Consider the following 18,423-nt stretch of genomic DNA (forward strand, 5'->3'; position numbering starts at 1 on the left):
CTCCCGCAGACGTATACCGCACCATTGTGGGAGCAAGGCTTGCCTGCGAAGGGGCCGGTACTAATCGCCCAAAACCATAGACTCTCCCACAGTCGGCAGACACGCCGCGTGCCTGTGGGAGCGAGCTCTGCCCGCGCAGCGTTCAGCGCCCGCTCGCTGCCGTTACGCCTGGCCCTTGAAGCGCAACGCGTTGGTCAGGTCGCCCATCGGCGCCTGGCCGCGGGCGGTCATGGCCTCGTCCCGCTGCTTGAGGCCATCGAGTTTCTCCAGGCGGAACACCCGGGTAATCAAACGCAGAATCGACGCCGTGTCGTACACGGTGTGATCCACCGTGCCCTTGCGCGCGAAGGGCGATACCACCACGGCCGGAATCCGCGTGCCCGGGCCCCAGCGGTCGCCCTTGGGCGGCGCCACATGGTCATGCCAGCCGCCGTTCTCGTCCACGGTGATCACCACCACCATGTTCGACCATTGCGGGCTGGCCTGCAGGGTCCGCACGATATGGTTGATATGGCGGTCGCCCGAGGTGATGTCGGCATACCCTGCATGCATGTTGAGGTTGCCCTGGGGCTTGTAGAACGTCACCGCAGGCAGCTTGCCGGCAGCGGCGTCGGCGAGGAAGCGGTTGGTGCTCTGGTCATCGCCCAGGCCGCCATCGCGCAGGCGCCGGGCGCGCTCTTCAGCGTGTTGCGGGCCGAGTTTCTCGAAGTAGTTGAACGGCTGGTGGTGGTACTGGAAGTTAGGAATCTTGGGGATGCCGTCCGAATCCTTGAACTGGTCCAGGGTGACCTGCCAGGCGCCGGCGTACCAGGCCCAGTCGATGTGTTTTTTGTTCAGCTTGTCGCCGATGTGCTCGTGGGTCTGGGGCACCATGACGTTTGCCTGGCCCGGCTTGGCCTGTTCAGGATGCTCCGCATCGCGGACCTGAGTCGGCCAGTACGGCGGGCTCATGGTATTGACGCCGTAGCCATCCGGGGTCAGGGCGCTAGGGCCGAAGAGTGGAGCACCTTCCAGCGCGCTGGCGGGTGACTTGTCCGTGGGCTTGAGGCGCGGGTCGGCCGGGTCGTCGCTCATCAAGGTGGCGATCTGGCTTTTGGCCGGGGAGTTCTTCACGTCGGGGTAGAACGGCGGCCGCGCGGCGATCAGGTACTGATGGTTGAGGAACGAGCCACCGAAGGCGCCCTGGAAGAAGTTGTCGCACAGCACGAACTCCTGCGCCAGGTTCCACAGGTAGAGGGCATACGCGCTCTGGGAGTAGTAGCCCATGGTCAGGCCGCCGGAATCGGCCCAGGCGGCGAACATGTCGTTCTTGCCACCGTTGATCTGCATCTGGTTCTGGTAGAACACATGCCAGAGGTCGCGGGTCACCAGGCTCATCGGCAAGGGCTCACCGTTCGGCCCCTTGAGCGCGTAGGGCACGTTGGGCAGGTTTTCCTGATACTGGGTGCCGGCGGCGTAAGTGATGCCTTCGATGGTCTGCGGGCCCAATTGCAGCACACCGCCCCAGCTCGGTGGCAGATGGGGCAGGGCGCTGCCGTCGCGGTCCTTCTGCTGCAGGTGGTCGGGCCTGGCCTTGGCGAGCGGTTGGTGCAAGCCGGGGAAATCGGCGAAGAGGTTGTTGAAACTGCGGTTCTCGGCGTAAATCACCACCACCGTCTTGACGTGCTCTTGCAGCGCCTTGTCCAGTTCGGTAGCGCTCAGAGCATGGCCTGGGCCATCCGGGTGGGCCTTGTCGGCGGCCTGGGCGGTAGCGCTGAGGGCGGCGCCTGCGCCGAGCACGGCTACGCCACCGAGGAAGCGACGGCGGCTGCTGTCGGGCAGGGCATCGGTGGCGTTGGATTTGTCTTTGTTGTCGTCTTGATCGTTGCTCATTGGCGGGCGTCCCGGCTGAGGTAACAAAAAATGTTTCGCCGGGACGCTAACAACGGAATGTGACAATCAGGCGACAATGCTGCCGTTGACTGGAGAAACTCACTACCGCCCCCCCAGGACAGCCTTCTGCTGCAGAGCCTTGCTCTTCAACAGCAGCCGGTACTGGCCTGGCGTCATGCCAAACCAATGATGGCACGCGCGATAAAAACTGCTCAGCTCGCGAAAGCCAACGTGGTACGCGGCTTCCTGCAATGTGCACTGGCTATTGCCCAAATGGAATTCTGTCTGGCTGCGGCGTGTTTCATTGACCAGATCTTTATAAGGTTGGCCGTCCTTGTGCAGTAGTCGTTGCAACGTGCGTTTGCTCACGCACAGTTTTTTCGCCAGGTCTTCGAGGCTTGGAATTCCTTCGCTCAACGACTCGAGAATCATTTTTCTCACCCTCTATGGCGAAGCCTTTGCACGCTGGGTGCATGACAATGTCGACCCTAACACCTTGCTGTTCAGAATCGCCGACGAAACGGGCATTGTGATGCTGCCCGCCAGTGGCTTTGGCACCAAGAAACCGGGTGGGCGTATCTCGCTGGCCAACCTCAATGAATATGACTACGCCAATATCGGCAAGGCGTTGCGCCAGCTTGCCGACAGTGCCTACGCGCAATACACGGCGAGTCGAGGTAAGGGCTGAGGGTGCAAGCCGGTAGGGGAAGGTGTATCCGAATTGCGGATTGATTACGGCCCAGGCTATCGGATTTATTTCGTCCAGCGAGGTATGAACTGATCATCCTTCTGACTGGTGCCTGCCTCGAAGAAAACGATCCTGCATTGCTGACTGCTGCTTTGGGCGACATTGCCCGGGCCCGTGGAGTGGCGCAACTGGCACGCGATAAAGGCCTTCCCCGCGAGGGGCTTTACAAGGCACTCTCTGTAGATGGAAACCCTGGTCTGGCGACGATCATGAAAGTCATGGCGGCGCTTGGCGTAAGACTTCACGCTGAGCTCGTGCCCATTCAGGTGGGATAGGACGATTGCCTACAAGTGGGTAGGATTCACCTTTTATCGAGGACGAAAAAAAAGGGCCTACCTTGCGGTAAGCCCTTTTTAGTACTTGGTGGCTACACAGGGACTTGAACCCCGGACCCCAGCATTATGAATGCTATGCTCTAACCAACTGAGCTATGTAGCCAAGTGGCGCGCATTATTCCCCTGGATGGAGAAGGTGTCAAGCGTCAGTGCAAAATTATTTTCAGTCCCGCCCAAACCTAACCCCTTGATTGCTATGCCAATGGCCTCCAGTCTTACGCATTGAACCAGCCCAACTTGATCACGAACAGGATCGACAGAATCACCAGCGCCGCATTGAGCTCGCGGCCACGGCCGGAGATGAGCTTGATAGCGGTCCAGGCGATGAAGCCGAAGGCGATGCCGTTGGCGATCGAGTAGGTGAACGGCATCGCCAGCGCGGTGACCACGACGGGTGCGGCTTCGGTAATGTCATCCCAATTGATCTCGGCCAGGCCGGAGCACATCAGCACCGCCACGAACAACAGCGCCGGCGCGGTGGCGTAAGCCGGAACGCTGCCCGCCAGCGGGGCGAAGAACAGTGCCAGCAGGAACAGGATCGCTACCACCACCGCGGTCAGCCCGGTACGGCCACCGGCGCTCACGCCTGCTGCCGATTCGATATAGCTGGTGGTGGTCGATGTGCCCAGCAGCGAGCCGGCCATGGCCGCGGTGCTGTCGGCGATCAGGGCGCGGCCCATCTTCGGCATATGGCCGTTCTTGTCCATCAGGCCGGCGCGCTTGGCCACGCCGATGAGGGTGCCGGAGTTGTCGAACAGGTCGACGAACAGGAAGGCGAAGATCACGCTCACCAGACCGATATTCAGCGCGCCCTTGATATCCAGTTGCAGGAAGGTAGGCAGCAGTGACGGTGGTGCGGAAATGATGCCGCCGAATGGGCTGAAGCCCCCGACGATCGAGACGATGGTCACCGCCAGAATGCCGATCAGCACCGCGCCACGGACCTTGAGTGCCTCAAGACCGACGATCAGGAAGAAACCCAGAATCGCCAGCACCGGCCCAGGCGCCCTGAGGTCACCGATCCCGACCATGGTCGCCGGGTTGCCGACCACGATCCCGGCCTCATGCATGCCGATCAATGCCAGAAACAAACCAATGCCGGCGGCAATCCCCGAGCGCAGCGGCAGCGGGATGCTGTTGACGATCCACTCGCGGATACGAAAGATCGACAGCAAGAAGAAGCACACCGCCGAGATGAACACCGCCCCCAGCGCCACCTGCCAGGTATGGCCCATGTGCAGGACCACGGTGTAGGTAAAGAAGGCGTTGAGGCCCATGCCCGGCGCCAAAGCGATCGGGTAGTTGGCAATGATGCCCATGATTGCCGAGCCGATAGCAGCGGCCAGGCAGGTGGCGACGAACACCGCACCCTTGTCCATGCCGGTCTCGCCAAGGATGCTCGGGTTGACGAAGAGGATGTAGGCCATGGCCAGGAACGTGGTCACGCCCGCCAGGATTTCTGTGCGCACCGTGGTGTCATGCGCCTTGAGTTTGAACAGCGTATCCAGCATGGGGCTCCCCGGGGGTGCTCTGAGGCACCGAAGTTAGGCTGATAAAAGTTGACCGGGTGGTTAACTTAAAGGTCGCCGTGCTAAAGCAGGAAGCGGGCCAGTGCGGGCGATTTATGGATGAAAGTGTATTGCCCGCTGGCCCGGCAAGCCTGCGTTCGGCCAACTATCTGACCGTGAGGTCAAAAAAAATTGATAGTCAGCACGGTGTCCAAAACAAAGCCCTTGGGCAAGCACCCATTCTCCGCCCCCTAAAGGGGCATAACGTGCGCCAACCTGTTCATTGAGGTGCGCTGGAGACTCGCTCCCTATCAGATCCGAGAGGTCACCGGGTCGCCGTTTTGGGCAGATGATGATCATTCCCCTCTCTTACAAGGGTGTTGATGAGAACAACCATCTGGTGCGTCTGGATGTTCCGAATCGAGCTGTTGGCGAAGCGCTCACCTTCCATCCTGACCATTCGGTTTGGTCTGGGCAGTTCAGCTTCGACGCGTTCAGAGGGTTTTTCACGATTCATCCTGATGCCTGACTTACCGGGCCACGCCCGACGTGCTGGCTGGATAAGGTGCCGCGCTCAATTCGTGGCGGCACCTGCCGATAGATGGGTAGTGCTGCGGAGTGAATCTTGCAGTGCGTTGATGGCACTTTGCTAGATCAGTGAGTGCGATCGCTTTTGGTCCAGTGGAGAATTCGGACATGCACACCCTTCTATCCCCCGGCATTCGCCTGCTCGGGCGGTTCCAGTTCGCGCGCAAGTTCCAGCTGCTGTTTCTGCTGTTCATGCTGCCTTTGGCTGGTAGTTTGTGGTTGCTGGGGCAGGACTATCGCTCGCGGCTCGGCGTCATTGCCAGTGAACGAACAGGGGCCGGACAACTGCTGGCGCTCGAATCCCTGGACGATCAACTGATCGCCCAGCGCAATCGTGCGGCACGCTGGAAGGCTGTGGACATTCTCCATAACCCCACCGCCCAGGCGCAGCAGGCGATGAACGCACTCAGCGCCGCCAGCCCGGCGCTGCAGGCTGCAGTAACCGAGTTGGGCCAAGCCCTGAAGAACAGCGGCGCGACTGGCGACGCACTCGGTCGTTTCGAGAAACTCAAAGCCGCTACCGCCGGCCTCGACCTCGACAGCCTGCGCAGCATCGGTTGGTGGCCAGACGGTTACGAACGCTTTACCAACGCCTCGGCGGCCTTGCAGAGCGTACGCGACCAGGTGGGCATGGACAGCGGCCTGATTCTCGACCCGTGGATGGAAACGTATCTGTTGATGCAGCTGTCGACGCAACAGATCCCGGACTTGATCGAACGTGTCGGGCGTACTGCCAGTGTTGGCGAAGCGTCAGTGGTGGCCGGGCAGTTCAGCCTGCAGAGCCGTTTGCAGATGCGCGACCTGCGCAACCGTATCGGCGATTCTCGCGAGGCGATGGTCAAGGCCGGTACCTCGCTGCAAGGTCGCCTGCCGCCGGGTTTTGCCGCGTGGGCCAACCAGTACGACAAGACGCTGCAGCGCCTTGATGCCGAGCTCAAGCGCCTGGACGATGGCTTGTTCTCTGGCGAATTGAAGCTGGGGGCCGGGGAGTTCGAGCAGAGCATGGACGGCCTGTTGGCTGATCTGTCGGCACTGCGCCGCCAATCGCTGGTCTCGCTGGACAGTCGCCTGGGCTTCTATCACGACCAGACGGTCAATCAATTCCTGCCCATCGCAGCAAGCTTCGCGGTGATGCTGTTGCTGGCGTTGTACCTGTTTGCTTGCCTGCAGGCGTCGATTCGCCTGAGCGCGCGGGGCATTACCACCCTGGCCGAGTCGTTGCGTGACGGCAATCTGTGCGTGCAAGTGGCCGTGAGCGGTCGCGATGAACTGGCCGCCATCAGCACCGCCCTCAACGTCGCCGTGGTGCAACTGCGCACCAGCTTGCGCGGGGTCGATCATGAGACCTCGCAGCTCAGCGGTGCGGTGCGAACCTTGGGCGATCACTCCAGCGGTACCTTGGTGGACGTCGAGGCGCAGCAGTTGCAGATCAGTCAGATCGCTACCGCCGCCACACAGCTGGCGGCCACCTCCCAAGGCGTGGCCAGGAGTTGCGAGCAGGCTTCGGGCAGCGCCCAGCATACCCGCCAGATTGCCGAGGACAGCAGCCGCGACAGCCAGCGCACCACGGCCAGTATTCAACAACTCAACCTGCGTCTGGGCGAGACCGCCTCGGCGCTGGGCCGGGTGAGTGAGCAAGGCCAGCAGATCCAGTCGGTGGTCGATACCATCCGCGGCATCGCCGAGCAGACCAACCTGCTGGCGCTCAACGCCGCGATCGAGGCTGCCCGTGCCGGTGAGCAAGGACGTGGTTTCGCCGTCGTTGCCGACGAAGTGCGCAGTCTGTCGCAGCGTACCCAGGCCTCTACCGCGCAGATCGCCGGCACCGTGGACAGCTTGCGCAACACCGTCCAGCAGGCTGTGGACTTGATGGAGAGTGCCTGCGGCCAGGCGCAGTCCGATGCCGCGGCAGTGACCGGCCTGGGCGAAAGTCTGGGGGCGATCGCCAGCGCTGTGCAGAGCGTGACCGATACCCTGGCGCAGATCGCCACGGCGGTGGAGGAGCAAGCCAACGTCGCCGACGAGGTCAGCAGCAACATCCAGCAGGTCGATCAGGCCGCTGTTCGCCTGCTTGAAGGCGCGCGTGCGGTGAACACTGCGGCCGATCAACTGAGCAGCGGTAGTCGTGCCTTGAGCAGCAATACGGCGCGTTTCAATCTGGTGTAACGGCTAGAAGTCGTGTTGCCTGACCGGGCCCCTTCGCCGCCGAACGCGACCCTTGCGTCCACATGCGTACGACGCCAGCCGTGGGAGCAAAGCGTGCTCGCGAAGGCGCCCTCGAGCCCACCGCATGGCCTCCATGAAACTTGGCACCCACCGCCACAAAATGGCACATTGTCGCACCCGCGCAGTGCGTGCCCCTTTTGTGTTCGGATGCCCCGTCATGTCCAGCAGCCCCATCACCCCAGCCTCGGCCACCGCCTCGGTGGCCAGCCAAGCCAGCCCGCTGGTCATGCGCGTGATCGGCGCTTGCGCCCTCGCGCACTTGATCAACGACCTGATCCAGGCGGTATTGCCGTCGATCTATCCGATGCTCAAGGCCAACTACGGCTTGAGCTTCACTCAGGTCGGCCTGATCACCCTGGCGTTTCAGCTTACCGCCTCGCTGTTGCAGCCGTGGGTCGGCTACTACACCGATCGCCACCCCAAGCCGTGGCTGTTGCCGCTGGGCAGTATCTGCACCTTGATCGGCATTCTCATGCTGGCGTTCGTCGGCACCTTCCCGGCGATCCTGCTGGCTTCAGCGCTGGTGGGTATCGGCTCGTCAACTTTTCACCCGGAGACTTCGCGTATCGCGCGGCTGGCCTCGGGCGGCCGATTCGGCCTGGCGCAATCGACCTTCCAGGTCGGCGGTAACGCCGGCACTGCGTTCGGCCCATTGCTGGCGGCGGCCATCGTCATCCCCTACGGCCAAGGGCATGTCGCCTGGTTCGGGCTGTTCGCCGTGTTCGCCATCGGCGTGCTCTACGGCCTGAGCCGCTGGTACCGTCACCACCTGAGCCTGTTCAAGCTCAAGGCCGGCGGCAAGGCGACCCACGGTCTGTCGAAAGAGCGCGTGACCTTCGCCCTGGTGGTGCTGGCGCTGCTGGTGTTCTCCAAGTATTTCTACATGGCCAGCTTCACCAGCTACTTCACCTTCTACCTGATCGAGAAGTTCGACCTGAGCGTCGCCAGTTCACAGCTGCACTTGTTTCTGTTCCTCGGGGCGGTGGCGGCCGGGACCTTCTTCGGCGGGCCCATCGGCGACAAGATCGGCCGCAAGGCGGTAATCTGGTTCTCGATCCTGGGCGTTGCGCCGTTCACCCTGGCGCTGCCCTATGTCGACCTGTTCTGGACCGGCATCCTCAGCATGATCATCGGCTTTATCCTCGCCTCGGCGTTCTCGGCCATCGTCGTGTTCGCCCAGGAGCTGGTGCCCGGCAATGTCGGCATGATCGCCGGGGTGTTCTTCGGTCTGATGTTCGGCTTTGGCGGTATCGGTGCCGCGCTGCTCGGGCACTTTGCGGATATTCACGGCATCGAGTACGTGTACAAGCTGTGCTCGTTCCTGCCACTGTTCGGGATCTTGACCATCCTGTTGCCGTCGACCAAAGGAGTGTGATCGGTTGCAACAAGCCAAGGATGTGCTGAGCATACTGGCCGCGGCTATGCTGCTCACCACCCAGCAGGCCGATGCCGGCTCGATGCGCTGCGGCACGGCGCTGGTCAGCGAGGATACGCCCATGGCCGAGGTCCTGGAAAAGTGCGGCCCACCCGCGCGCCAGGACAGCCAGGGGCCCGTCGCCAGACCAAAAACCAATAACGGCTATTGGAACTCGGCGAAGATCAGCATCTGGGTCTACGGCCCGGATGGCGGCGCGTACCAGTACCTGCGCTTCGTCGATGAGCGCTTGGTGAGCATCGAGATGAGCCGCAAGGCGCCGGGGCAAAATCTGTTTACGCAGGAGTGAGGTGACGCGCTCGTGCGGCGCTGGTTGCTTTACAGTGACGTTCGCCACGCTATCGCCCAGCTGCGTGTTCCACTACGCGTTAGAGTTCATCCATCCCTTCGAGGATGGCATTGGTCGCATGGGGCGTCAGTGGCAAACGCTGATCCTTGGCCACTGGCGGATCATCCAGCCAAAGCGTGGAGGCTGATCTAGCGGTCCTGCAAATACTCGCGCAACCGCTCCTGCAAGTGCACCACAGCCCCCTCCATTGCCAGGAACGTGCCCAGCGGCATCACCTCCCAGCGCTGCCCCTCATCACCAAATACGATCTGCTCGAACGTGCCAGCGGGCACCTGTGCCACCAGAAACCAGGTATCCAGCCCGTTCATCCCCTGGCCCGGATAGACCCGCGTGCTGACCACCCACGCGGGATCCAGTGTCAGGGTGAACTCCTCCATGGTTTCGCGGGTTGCGGTCTGCAGCGGGGTTTCATCCCCCTCGCGGCCGCCGCCCGGCAGGTCCCACATGCCGGGCCAGGGGATGCTCGGTTTGTCGTCACGCAGATAGGTCAGCAACTGGCCGTCGCAGAGCAGGGCGATCTTGGCACCGGAGAAGTTCGCTTGAATCGGCATGGCGGTGGCTCCCTGAAAGTTGAGGTTCAGGGTAGCAAACGGATGTTCTCGGCGGCGGTTGGCAGGCCGTGGACCCGCCACTGACGCACCCCTACCAGCGGTAACGTACGCTCCCCAGCACCGTACGGGTTTCGCCCGGGTAGCAGCTGTTGATGTCGTCACAGGTCCCGACATAGTGCTTGTTGGCGAGGTTTTCGACGTTGAGCGCGACCGTCACCTTTTTGGTCAGCGGGTAGCTGGCGCCGGCATCGAACAGGGTGTAGCTGTCAACCTTGTAGACATGGGTATTGTCGCCGTACAGCTCGCCCACATAGCGCACGCCGCCGCCCAGGCTGAGGCCGTTGAGCGGGCCTTCCTTGAAGGTGTAGTTGAGCCAGCCCGAAGCCATGTGGCGCGGCACGTTGGCTGGCGAGTTGCCCTTGTCGCCGTTGTTGCTGCGGGTGATTTCGGCGTCGGTGTAGGTGTACGAGCCCAGCAGGTCCCAGTGCTCGCCGAGGCGCGCTTTGGCTTCGGCCTCGATACCCCGCGAGCGAACTTCGCCGGTGGCCTGGTTGAACCCGGTGATCACGCCGTTGACCAGCTCCTGAGTCAGCACGTTGGTCTTGGTGATGTCGAAGGCGGCCAGGGTCAACAAGACCGCGTCGTTAGGTTGGTACTTGAGCCCGGTTTCCCACTGATGCGCTTGGCTGGCCTCGAAGGTCGAGCCGTTGCTGGCGGTGCCGCTGTTGGGGATGAACGACTCGGCGTAGCTGACGTACGGCGCCAGGCCGAAGTCAGTCACGTAGGTCAGCCCCAGGCGGCCGGTGAACGCGTGGTCCTTGCCGGTGGTATCAGTGCTGCTCAGGTGGTTGTCGGTCATCGAGCGCACGTCGTCGTAACGCCCGCCGGCGGTGACGATCCAGTGGTCGCCGACTTTGATCTGGTCTTGCAGGTAGTAGCCGACCTGATCCTGGGTCTGATGGTAATCAGCGGCCAGCGCGGTGGGGCGGGCGACGTTCAGACCGTAGACCGGCTTGTCAGGGTTGAGCAAAAACGGCAGGGTCGCACTCAGGGTCAAGGCGCCCTGATAGCGTTTGACGTTTGAGTCGAAGTGGGCGTAATCGATGCCCGTGACCAGGGTATGGCCGATGCCCACCGTGTCGAAATCGAACTGCACCTGGTTGTCGACGGTAAAGGTATCGAGGTGTTCGTCGAAGCGCCGTGGCGTTCGCAGCCAGTAGCCGGCCTGCGGGCTGCTGGCCAGGGCCGGGGCGATACTGCCCAGGGTGCCGAGCGGCAAGAGGTTGTTGAGGATGAAATCGACCTGACCGTAACGCAGGTTCTGACGCAACTCGACGTTGTCGTTGAGCCGGTGACGGAATTGATAGCCCAGGCTGAACTGCTGTTGGTCAGAATGATTGAAAGAGTGATCGCCCAACAGGGTCGAGCTGGTGTGGCCGTAGTTCGGCGTATCCACAGCGACGGTACCGCCACTGGTGTCACGCAGGAAATCGCTCAGGAAGGTCAGGCTGGTGTCGTCGTCCGGTGCCCAAGTCAGCGACGGTGCGATGTACAGGCGATCGTCTTTGATTTCATGGCCGTCGTCGTATTCGAACTGCGTGTTGCTCTTGCGGGCCACGCCCACGACGCGATACGCCAGGGTGCCGGCGTCGTCGATGCGGTCGCCCAGGTCAAAGCGGGTCTGGGTGCGGTCGTGGCTGCCGAAGCCTATTTCCACTTCGTGCACACCGTCGGGGGTGGGCATTTTGCTCACGCGGTTGATGATGCCGCCGGCATCGCCCTGGCCGAACAGGCTCGACGAGGGGCCGCGTACCACTTCGATGCGCTCCAGGTCGTACGGCTCGCTACGGAACAGGGTGTAGCTGTTGCTGAGCTGGCGCAGGCCGTCGCGGTAATCGCTACTGGTTTGCGCATTGAAACCGCGGATGTACAGCCAGTCGTAACCCTTGGGGTCGACGCCGTAGGTTTCGGTTTTCACGCCGGGTACGTAGCGCAGCGCCTGGCTCACGCTCTGGACGTTCTGGGTGTCCATCTGCTGGCGGGTGATGACCGAGAGCGACTGCGGGATTTCGATCAGTGGGGTGTCGGTTTTGCTGCCAGCGGAGCTGCGATGGGCGACGAAACCTACGTCATTGTCGGCATTGGCGGCGCCAGTGTTGGCGCGCCCCTCGATGTTGGTTTCGTCGAGGTCGATGACGCCGGCATTGCGCGGGCGCGGCTGCAGTTCGTAGTGCCCATCGCCCTTGGCCACGGCCCAGATCCCCGAGCCTTCGAGCAGGATCGCCAGGCCTTGCTGCGGCGTGTAGTTACCCTGCAGGGCCGGGCTGTTCTTGCCGCTGGTCAGTGCGCCGTTGCCGGCCAGGTAGATGCCCGCCTGGGCGGCGAACTGGTTCAACTGAGTGCTCAGGGGGCCGGCCGGGATGTTATAGCTGGCAGCGCCCTGGGCTGCGTTAGCCAAAGGGCTGAGGACCGCGCAACTGGCACCCGTGAGGCCCAGGGCGATGGCCAGCGCGACAGGGCGCATAGAGAACAGCGAAAGGGGAACCGGCGGCATTTTTGCTTTCCTGCAGAAGAGTGGAGGCGGCTGTTTAGCCGCAGTCACTTATCAATTCGAACGAGCGCGCCAAAGCGGAAATTTTTTTTGAAAAAATTTCAGACCGGCTGGCGCGGCTCCAGGCTCACCCACCACGGCAAGGTGCGCTGAATGCGGATCGGCAAGGCGCTGGCGAGCATTTCCAGGGCAAGATCCGGTTTGTCCAGCGGGTAGGCACCGACGACCTTGATGTCGGCAATTTGCGGTGCGACGCCCAGGTAGCCGTGGCGATAGCGGCGCAGCTCGGCGACGAAATCCCCGAGCCGCAGGTTGTCCGCCAGCAGCACGCCGCGAGACCAGCTCTCGCGTCCAGGGCTGGCCGCCGTCAGCGCGCCCCACGCTCGATGATCGAAGTGGATCTGTTGACCGGACTGGAAGACCCGGGGCGCGGCGAAGTCGGTGCTGGCCTGGACCGCGCCTTCGAACACGCTGAGCTCGGTCTGCCCCTCGGCCGCACACACGCTGAAGCGCGTGCCCAGCGCACGCAGCCGGCCCTCGCCAGTGCTGACGATAAAGGGTCGGGTGTCGGCGGCGGTCTGGATGAGGATTTCGCCCTGCAGCAGCCGCAACAGGCGCAGGTCGGCGCGGTAATCGACGTTCAGCGCCGTGGCACTGTTGAGCCATACCTGGCTGCCGTCGGCCAGCGCCAGCGCGCGTACCTCGCCGACGTGGGTGCGTTGCCCGGCGCGCCACACCGCCAGCGTCTCCTGCAGCGGTGTGCGCCATACCGTGGCGCCCAGCAGCAATAGCGCCGAGCCCATGCCCAACGCCCCCAAGGCCTTGCGCCGGCCGAGATTGCCCCGAGCCAGCAGCAGGGCTTGCGCGCTACTGTCGGCCTCGGCCTGCAACGGTTGCATCCGTTGGCTGATGCGTTCGACCGCGGCCCAGGCCTGACGGTGCGCGGCATCGGCCGTGTACCACTGTTGCCAGGCATGCTGGGTGCTGCCATCGGCCTCGATCGCCCCCAGGCGTGCATACCAGTGGGCGGCCTGTTGCAGCACTTGATGGCTGGGCGTGCCGTCAGACGAGCGACTGGTCAAGTTCTGCCTCCAGCAGCAAGCATTGGAACATTGCCTTGGCCATGTACGAGGTCACCGAGCGCTCGGTCACGCCCAGCACCTGCGCCGCCTCCCGGTAGTTCATGCCCTGTACCTGAACCAACACGAAACAGCGCGCGACCTTTTCCGGCAGGGCCGCGAGCATCGCGTACACCTGCTGCAGGGTTTCGAGAATGATCGCCTGATGTTCTTCCGATGGCGCCCAACCTTCGGGCCGGCTCGCCAGCACCTCCTGCCAGGCCCGCTCCAGCTCCCTGCGCCGCCAGAAGTCGATGCACACATGGCGAGACATGGCGTGCAGATAGGCACGGGCGTGATGGTCGCTGTCAAACCGCCGAGGCTTGACCAGCAGTCGCACGAACACGTCCTGCGCCAGGTCGGCAGCGTCATGTGTATTACCCAGGCGCCGCTTGAGCCATGCATGCACCCAGCCGTGGTGGGCGCTGTAGTACTGCTGAAGCTGTTGGGAATCCACAGGATTGGAAGATGACATCGCGCCCAGCCGGATAAATGCATTTGAGAATTAATCGCATGTTATCCGTTTGCTTGCTGGGGCGCTAGGTGGTGGTCAAGCGACACTTGGCCAGGCGGTATATTGCCAGCCCACTGCAAAGGCAGAGCTGAGGAGGTCGCAGCACTCGTTGCAGTGGGGCGCGCCGAGATTTCATCGCCTGCCCGCCTGTGTTTGGAGAGTGGCTTGATGAGCGAGGCGTCACCGATGACTCCATCGCTCAGCGTGAGCAGCCTACGGACGTTCGATCGAGTGCCGTATGGGGGCGCTCCCAGGCCTTTCCCATAGGGCAGCGGTAGGTTCGACTAGTCCCGCATAATTCGTCCACCGGCTTTAGGGCCAAGCGCCCGACTATTCGGGCTTGTTGTTTTTCGTCGAACTTAGACCGAGCTTGCGGGTCAGCCATGCCAGACCCGTCACCCGTCTCCCGGGCGATCTTGGTGGGTAGTCCGCGGGGTGCGCCCGGCACCAGATGATCAAGTCCACTATCTGTCCGATGGTGTTGATGGGCTGCCAGTCTTTCTGGGTAGAGTTCAATTCGAACGTCTTGTCGATCTCCAGCATAAAAACAGTCAAATCATCATCGATGATCTTGAAGTCACTCACAAAGTTGGACCGCTCACTGACCTCGTCCCGAGGTATGAAACCTATGGTGCTGACGAATACGTCAATCACCGCATTACAGAGGTCATCGCGTTTGGACTTGCTTTGCATTTTCTGCCTCATAGGCGCACAGGCCGATGCTGACTATATCGAATACTGCCAGGCCGGCAGCCACGACAGGAAGGCCGCGGCCAATGACGCCAAATACCCGGACGGTGCCAAAAGTCGCTTTGGCGGCCCTGGCCAATGTTGGTTGGCGAATAAGGGTTCTTGGGAAAAACTTCCAGCCAATGATGCTGGAGAGATTGGTAGTTGCGCTGGAGCCGTTGTGAACCCAGGCACCCACCATGATCTTGGGAATGGGAATACTCGCCGCACCGGCGATAGCGGTGGCAGTGGTCAGCCCATAGTGCTGTTTGGTACAGGCCCATAAGTGCTCGAACGTCGTATCTGGTATGCCTCCCGGCTTGCTCTTCGCTTTGATTACTTGATAGTCATCACAGTTACTTATTATCGTTGGCGGCAGGATGATTGCGCCTTGATGGGACTCCAAGGCAGCGTGGAGGTCGGAGGTGATCTGGACGGAGGTCGAGAGATTTACTCCATAGCGTTGCAACTCACTGATGCCATTCAATACGGATGTATACAAGCTCTTTTCCGGAAGCATTCAATGTCCTTTTAATGCCCGCGCACTCACTGCGACAGGCGTCATATTAGCCAGACCTTGATATGGGTGGAAATGAGACCTGTCTGAAAACCGAGGCATGCATCAAGCGCATGCCTGGCATGACTATTTTTGAATTGTCACCGCTACAGCGCCCCGGTCCAATGCCGCCATCCTTGCGATCCGAGAGACAGCGAAATGGCAACCTGTGGCGAAGTACTGGTCAAACTGCTGGAAGGCTACGGCGTCGAGCACGTGTTCGGCATTCCCGGCGTACATACCATAGAGCTCTACCGTGGGGTGGCGAGCTCCAGCATCACTCACATCACGCCGCGCCACGAACAGGGTGCCGGCTTCATGGCGGACGGTTACGCCCGCGCGCGGCAGAAGCCGGGCGTGTGTTTCATCATCACCGGCCCCGGCATGACCAACATCGCCACGGCCATGGGACAGGCGTACGCCGACTCGATTCCCATGCTGGTGATTTCCAGCGTGCAGTCACGCCAGCAGTTGGGCGGCGGGCGCGGCAAGCTGCACGAACTGCCCAACCAGAGCGCGATGATGGCCGGTGTCTCGGCGTTTTCTCATACGCTGATGACGGCCGACGATCTGCCTGCCGTGCTGGCGCGCGCTTTTGCGGTCTTCGAGGCCGGGCGGCCACGCCCCGTGCACATTGAAATCCCGTTGGACGTTTTGGTGCAGCCCGCCGACCATTTGCTGGCCAGCCCGCCTGTGCATGTTGCCCGCGCCGGCGCCGCACCGCAGACCGTGACGCTCATGGCGCAGCGCCTGGCCAGTGCCCGACGTCCGTTGATTCTCGCGGGGGGAGGGGCTCTTGATGCGGCGCCCGCCTTGATCGCTCTGGCGGAGCGGCTGCAGGCGCCCGTCGCCTTGACCATCAATGCCAAAGGCCTGTTGCCCGCCGCGCATCCGCTGCTGATCGGTTCGACCCAGACGCTGGTGCCGACCCGGGCCTTGGTGGCCGAAGCCGATGTGGTACTGGCGATCGGCACCGAGTTGGCTGAAACCGACTACGACACCACCTTTGCTGGCGGTTTCGAGATACCCGGCGCCTTGCTGCGGATCGACATCGATCCAGATCAGTGCGTGCGCAATTACCCGCCGCAGTTGGCGCTGGTGGCCGATGCCGATAACGCCGCGCGGGCGCTGCTGGCGGCTATCGAGCAAACCACCGCGGGTAATGCTGATGCGCAGTGGGGCGCCGCCCGTTGTGCCGCCTTGCGCGCAGCGAACGCGGCAAGCTGGGACCACGTCACCGAGGCGCAGACTTCGTTCCTGAACACTGTGCTGAGCGTGCTGCCCGACGCCACGCTGGTAGGCGATTCGACCCAGCCGGTCTACACCGGCAACCTGACCCTGGACATGGACCACCCGCGGCGCTGGTTCAATGCCTCCACGGGCTACGGCACTCTGGGCTACGCCTTGCCAGCCTCCATCGGCGCCTGGCTGGGGCGCCGCGATGAGCACAGCCCGGTGGTCTGCCTGATCGGCGACGGCGGCCTGCAGTTCACCTTCGCGGAACTGGCCAGCGCCGTCGAGGCGCGAGTGCCGGTGGTGGTATTGCTGTGGAATAACCAAGGCTATGAAGAGATCAAGCGCTACATGGTCAACCGCGCCATCGAACCCATTGGCGTCGACCTGCACACCCCGGACTTTGTCGCCGTGGCCAAGGGCCTGGGTTGCGCTGCCGAGGCTATCTCGACGCCCGAGCAGTTGCGCAACGCCTTGCGGGCCACCGCGTCGCGCGATGTACCGACGCTGATAGAAATCGACCAGCAGCAATGGATGAGTGCGTGGCAGGAATGAGTGCGGACGGGAAATCCCCTTTTATGCAGGTCCCGTTACCTCACCCGATCCTATCAATTCGCGCTGTCACCACGCCTTGAGCGTCCCTGCCACTCGACGCGCAGACAGCAGGCTCACCAGCACAAACGCCACCAGCGCAACGGACAGGCTGTAGTAGATCGGCGTGTTGGCATCCAGGCCATCCTTGAGCATGAACACCACCGCAGTGCCGAACCCCAGCGCCATGCTGGCGATCGCCCCTGCTGTGGTCGCGCGCTTCCAGAAAATCGCGCCTATCAGCGGCACCAGCATGCCGCCCACCAGCAGGTTGTAAGCCAGGGTCAGCGCGCTGATCACGTCGTTCACCACCAGCGCGATACCCAGCACCACCAGTCCGGTGAGGCAGGTTGCCAGCCGAGTCAGGCCCAGGCTTGATTGTTTGCCGCCACGCAGCCGGGGCAGCAGGTCTTCGCCAATGGTGGTGGCCGCTGCGAGCAGTCCAGCGCTGGCGGTAGACATCATGGCCGCCAATGCCGCGGCAATCACCAGCCCGCGAATGCCATCGGGCAACGATACTTTGACGATGGCGGCGAACGCCGTGTTGACGTTCTGCAGGTCCGGCAGCAGCACGTGGGCGGCCATGCCGATCAAGGCGCAACCCAAGCCATAAAAAATACAGTAGATGCCCGCCGCAGTGCCGGCGTATTGCGCGACTTTGGCGGTACGCACCGTGAACACCCGTTGCCAGATATCCTGGCCGATGAGGATGCCGAAGAAGTAGATCAGGAAATAGGTCAGGATCGTGTCCCAGCCAATGGCTGTCCAACTGAAATTTGAGGCGGGGAGTTTGCTCACCAAGGTGTCCCAGCCGCCCACGCGATAAAGGCAGATCGGCAACAGCACGAACATCAGGCCCACGGTCTTGATGACAAACTGCACGATGTCTGTGAGGGTCAGCGACCACATGCCGCCAATGGCCGAATACACCACCACGACGCCCCCGCCCAACAGCACCGAGACCGCGAACGGCAGATCGAACAGGACTTGCATGACCGTGCCGATGGCCAGTATCGAGGTGACGCTGATCATCAACGCATACACCAGCATGATCACCGCGCTTGCCTGGCGAGCCATCGGGTTGTAGCGCTTCTCCAGCACTTGAGTGACGGTAAAGATACGCAGCTTGAGCAGCGGTTTGGCGAGGAACAGGTTGAGCGCGATGATACCCAGGCCCAGGGCGGCGCAGAGCCAGAATCCGGAGATCCCGTGAACATAACCCAGGCGCACCGTACCGACTGTGGAGGCGCCTCCGAGCACCGTAGCGGCCATGGTGCCCATGTACAGGGAGGGCCCCAGATTACGCCCGGCCACGAGGTAATCCTCATGGGTCTTGGCCTTGCGCATGCCATACCATCCGAGCACCAGCATGCCCAGGGCATAGATGACGACGACGAAAATATCCAAGGTCATGAAGTGTCTCCAATCGTTGTTTTTATAGTGGGGGACACTTCGGCCGACGCATACAGGGCAGTGATCGGCTCCAGGGAAGTGACCCGGGTCGATTCTGCAAAAGGTG

16 protein-coding genes, 1 tRNA gene and 3 pseudogenes are annotated in these 18,423 nt (G+C 62.2%); 9 read left to right on the forward strand and 11 right to left on the reverse strand.

The features are described 5' to 3' along the window. Window positions 1-162 precede the first annotated feature (162 nt). Window positions 163-1,872 (reverse strand): acid phosphatase, encoded by a 1,710-nt coding sequence (gene acpA, locus LIX93_RS24815; RefSeq protein WP_226506722.1) that lies wholly within the window; start codon window positions 1,870-1,872, stop codon window positions 163-165. 102 nt (window positions 1,873-1,974) lie between these two features. Further along, the gene (locus tag LIX93_RS24820; RefSeq protein ID WP_226506723.1) at window positions 1,975-2,304 is read right to left on the reverse strand and encodes a helix-turn-helix transcriptional regulator; all 330 of its coding nucleotides are present in this window, start codon (window positions 2,302-2,304) and stop codon (window positions 1,975-1,977) included. A gap of 37 nt (window positions 2,305-2,341) precedes the next feature. On the opposite strand from LIX93_RS24820, the gene LIX93_RS24825 reads away from it, so the two are divergent. From LIX93_RS24825 to LIX93_RS24835, 3 genes and pseudogenes are all read left to right on the forward strand, one after another. Then, the gene (locus tag LIX93_RS24825) at window positions 2,342-2,560 is read left to right on the forward strand and encodes a hypothetical protein (RefSeq protein ID WP_260524910.1); all 219 of its coding nucleotides are present in this window, start codon (window positions 2,342-2,344) and stop codon (window positions 2,558-2,560) included. A gap of 6 nt (window positions 2,561-2,566) precedes the next feature. Continuing rightward, window positions 2,567-2,670, forward strand: a pseudogene (locus LIX93_RS24830) (type II toxin-antitoxin system RelE/ParE family toxin); the annotation flags it as partial. After that, window positions 2,671-2,895, forward strand: a pseudogene (locus tag LIX93_RS24835) (addiction module antidote protein); the annotation flags it as partial. 86 nt (window positions 2,896-2,981) lie between these two features. On the opposite strand, the gene LIX93_RS24840 reads toward LIX93_RS24835, so the two are convergent. Together LIX93_RS24840 and LIX93_RS24845 are read right to left on the reverse strand one after the other, a co-directional pair. Continuing rightward, window positions 2,982-3,058, reverse strand: a tRNA-Met gene (locus LIX93_RS24840). A 112-nt stretch (window positions 3,059-3,170) separates the two neighbouring features. Further along, window positions 3,171-4,466, reverse strand: a complete 1,296-nt coding sequence (locus LIX93_RS24845; protein ID WP_226506724.1) for an NCS2 family permease — start codon at window positions 4,464-4,466, stop codon at window positions 3,171-3,173. A 349-nt stretch (window positions 4,467-4,815) separates the two neighbouring features. On the opposite strand from LIX93_RS24845, the gene LIX93_RS24850 reads away from it, so the two are divergent. From LIX93_RS24850 to LIX93_RS24870, 5 genes and pseudogenes are all read left to right on the forward strand, one after another. Further along, a complete protein-coding gene (locus LIX93_RS24850) occupies window positions 4,816-4,992 on the forward strand; it encodes a hypothetical protein (RefSeq protein WP_226506725.1) in 177 nt (58 codons plus the stop codon). A 167-nt stretch (window positions 4,993-5,159) separates the two neighbouring features. Then, window positions 5,160-7,217: a methyl-accepting chemotaxis protein gene (locus LIX93_RS24855; RefSeq protein ID WP_226506726.1), complete on the forward strand. Its 2,058-nt coding sequence runs from the start codon at window positions 5,160-5,162 to the stop codon at window positions 7,215-7,217. 217 nt (window positions 7,218-7,434) lie between these two features. Further along, a complete protein-coding gene (locus tag LIX93_RS24860) occupies window positions 7,435-8,652 on the forward strand; it encodes an MFS transporter (RefSeq protein ID WP_275948759.1) in 1,218 nt (405 codons plus the stop codon). Window positions 8,653-8,656: 4 nt separating this feature from the next. Beyond that, window positions 8,657-9,001, forward strand: coding sequence for a DUF2845 domain-containing protein (locus LIX93_RS24865; RefSeq protein WP_226506727.1), 345 nt, complete (start codon window positions 8,657-8,659; stop codon window positions 8,999-9,001). Between the two features lie 51 nt (window positions 9,002-9,052). After that, window positions 9,053-9,161 (forward strand): annotated as a pseudogene (locus tag LIX93_RS24870) (Fic family protein); the annotation flags it as partial. A 28-nt stretch (window positions 9,162-9,189) separates the two neighbouring features. On the opposite strand, the gene LIX93_RS24875 reads toward LIX93_RS24870, so the two are convergent. The 6 genes from LIX93_RS24875 to LIX93_RS24900 form a co-directional block, all read right to left on the reverse strand. Further along, window positions 9,190-9,612, reverse strand: a complete 423-nt coding sequence (locus tag LIX93_RS24875; RefSeq protein WP_226506728.1) for an NUDIX hydrolase — start codon at window positions 9,610-9,612, stop codon at window positions 9,190-9,192. A 91-nt stretch (window positions 9,613-9,703) separates the two neighbouring features. Next, a complete protein-coding gene (locus tag LIX93_RS24880; protein ID WP_226506729.1) occupies window positions 9,704-12,166 on the reverse strand; it encodes a TonB-dependent siderophore receptor in 2,463 nt (820 codons plus the stop codon). A 98-nt stretch (window positions 12,167-12,264) separates the two neighbouring features. Beyond that, complete coding sequence (locus tag LIX93_RS24885; RefSeq protein WP_226506730.1) at window positions 12,265-13,245, reverse strand: FecR domain-containing protein; 981 nt, start codon at window positions 13,243-13,245, stop codon at window positions 12,265-12,267. Beyond that, window positions 13,226-13,756, reverse strand: a complete 531-nt coding sequence (locus LIX93_RS24890; RefSeq protein WP_226506731.1) for a sigma-70 family RNA polymerase sigma factor — start codon at window positions 13,754-13,756, stop codon at window positions 13,226-13,228. Before LIX93_RS24890 ends, LIX93_RS24885 begins: the two co-directional genes overlap by 20 nt. Before the next feature lie 369 nt (window positions 13,757-14,125). Further along, window positions 14,126-14,488 (reverse strand): acyl carrier protein, encoded by a 363-nt coding sequence (locus LIX93_RS24895; RefSeq protein ID WP_346015242.1) that lies wholly within the window; start codon window positions 14,486-14,488, stop codon window positions 14,126-14,128. Then, window positions 14,463-15,044, reverse strand: coding sequence for a hypothetical protein (locus tag LIX93_RS24900; protein ID WP_226506732.1), 582 nt, complete (start codon window positions 15,042-15,044; stop codon window positions 14,463-14,465). Before LIX93_RS24900 ends, LIX93_RS24895 begins: the two co-directional genes overlap by 26 nt. A gap of 195 nt (window positions 15,045-15,239) precedes the next feature. On the opposite strand from LIX93_RS24900, the gene LIX93_RS24905 reads away from it, so the two are divergent. Next, on the forward strand, window positions 15,240-16,868 hold the full coding sequence (locus LIX93_RS24905) for a 5-guanidino-2-oxopentanoate decarboxylase (protein ID WP_226506733.1): 1,629 nt from the start codon (window positions 15,240-15,242) through the stop codon (window positions 16,866-16,868). A 66-nt stretch (window positions 16,869-16,934) separates the two neighbouring features. Here the strand turns inward: LIX93_RS24905 and LIX93_RS24910 are convergent, their stop codons facing one another. After that, window positions 16,935-18,317, reverse strand: a complete 1,383-nt coding sequence (locus LIX93_RS24910; RefSeq protein WP_226506734.1) for a sodium:solute symporter — start codon at window positions 18,315-18,317, stop codon at window positions 16,935-16,937. Window positions 18,318-18,423 lie beyond the last annotated feature (106 nt).

This window comes from Pseudomonas sp. MWU16-30317 (assembly GCF_020515695.1).
Lineage (GTDB): Bacteria > Pseudomonadota > Gammaproteobacteria > Pseudomonadales > Pseudomonadaceae > Aquipseudomonas.

Excerpts from the sequence above, each read along its gene's own strand:
- acpA (WP_226506722.1), bottom strand. The coding sequence starts at position 1,872 with ATGAGCAACGATCAAGACGACAACAAAGACAAATCCAACGCCACCGAT.
- LIX93_RS24820 (WP_226506723.1), bottom strand. The coding sequence starts at position 2,304 with ATGATTCTCGAGTCGTTGAGCGAAGGAATTCCAAGCCTCGAAGACCTG.
- LIX93_RS24845 (WP_226506724.1), bottom strand. The coding sequence starts at position 4,466 with ATGCTGGATACGCTGTTCAAACTCAAGGCGCATGACACCACGGTGCGC.
- LIX93_RS24850 (WP_226506725.1), top strand. The coding sequence starts at position 4,816 with ATGATCATTCCCCTCTCTTACAAGGGTGTTGATGAGAACAACCATCTG.
- LIX93_RS24855 (WP_226506726.1), top strand. The coding sequence starts at position 5,160 with ATGCACACCCTTCTATCCCCCGGCATTCGCCTGCTCGGGCGGTTCCAG.
- LIX93_RS24860 (WP_275948759.1), top strand. The coding sequence starts at position 7,435 with ATGTCCAGCAGCCCCATCACCCCAGCCTCGGCCACCGCCTCGGTGGCC.
- LIX93_RS24875 (WP_226506728.1), bottom strand. The coding sequence starts at position 9,612 with ATGCCGATTCAAGCGAACTTCTCCGGTGCCAAGATCGCCCTGCTCTGC.
- LIX93_RS24880 (WP_226506729.1), bottom strand. The coding sequence starts at position 12,166 with ATGCCGCCGGTTCCCCTTTCGCTGTTCTCTATGCGCCCTGTCGCGCTG.
- LIX93_RS24890 (WP_226506731.1), bottom strand. The coding sequence starts at position 13,756 with ATGTCATCTTCCAATCCTGTGGATTCCCAACAGCTTCAGCAGTACTAC.
- LIX93_RS24895 (WP_346015242.1), bottom strand. The coding sequence starts at position 14,488 with ATGCAAAGCAAGTCCAAACGCGATGACCTCTGTAATGCGGTGATTGAC.
- LIX93_RS24900 (WP_226506732.1), bottom strand. The coding sequence starts at position 15,044 with ATGCTTCCGGAAAAGAGCTTGTATACATCCGTATTGAATGGCATCAGT.
- LIX93_RS24905 (WP_226506733.1), top strand. The coding sequence starts at position 15,240 with ATGGCAACCTGTGGCGAAGTACTGGTCAAACTGCTGGAAGGCTACGGC.
- LIX93_RS24910 (WP_226506734.1), bottom strand. The coding sequence starts at position 18,317 with ATGACCTTGGATATTTTCGTCGTCGTCATCTATGCCCTGGGCATGCTG.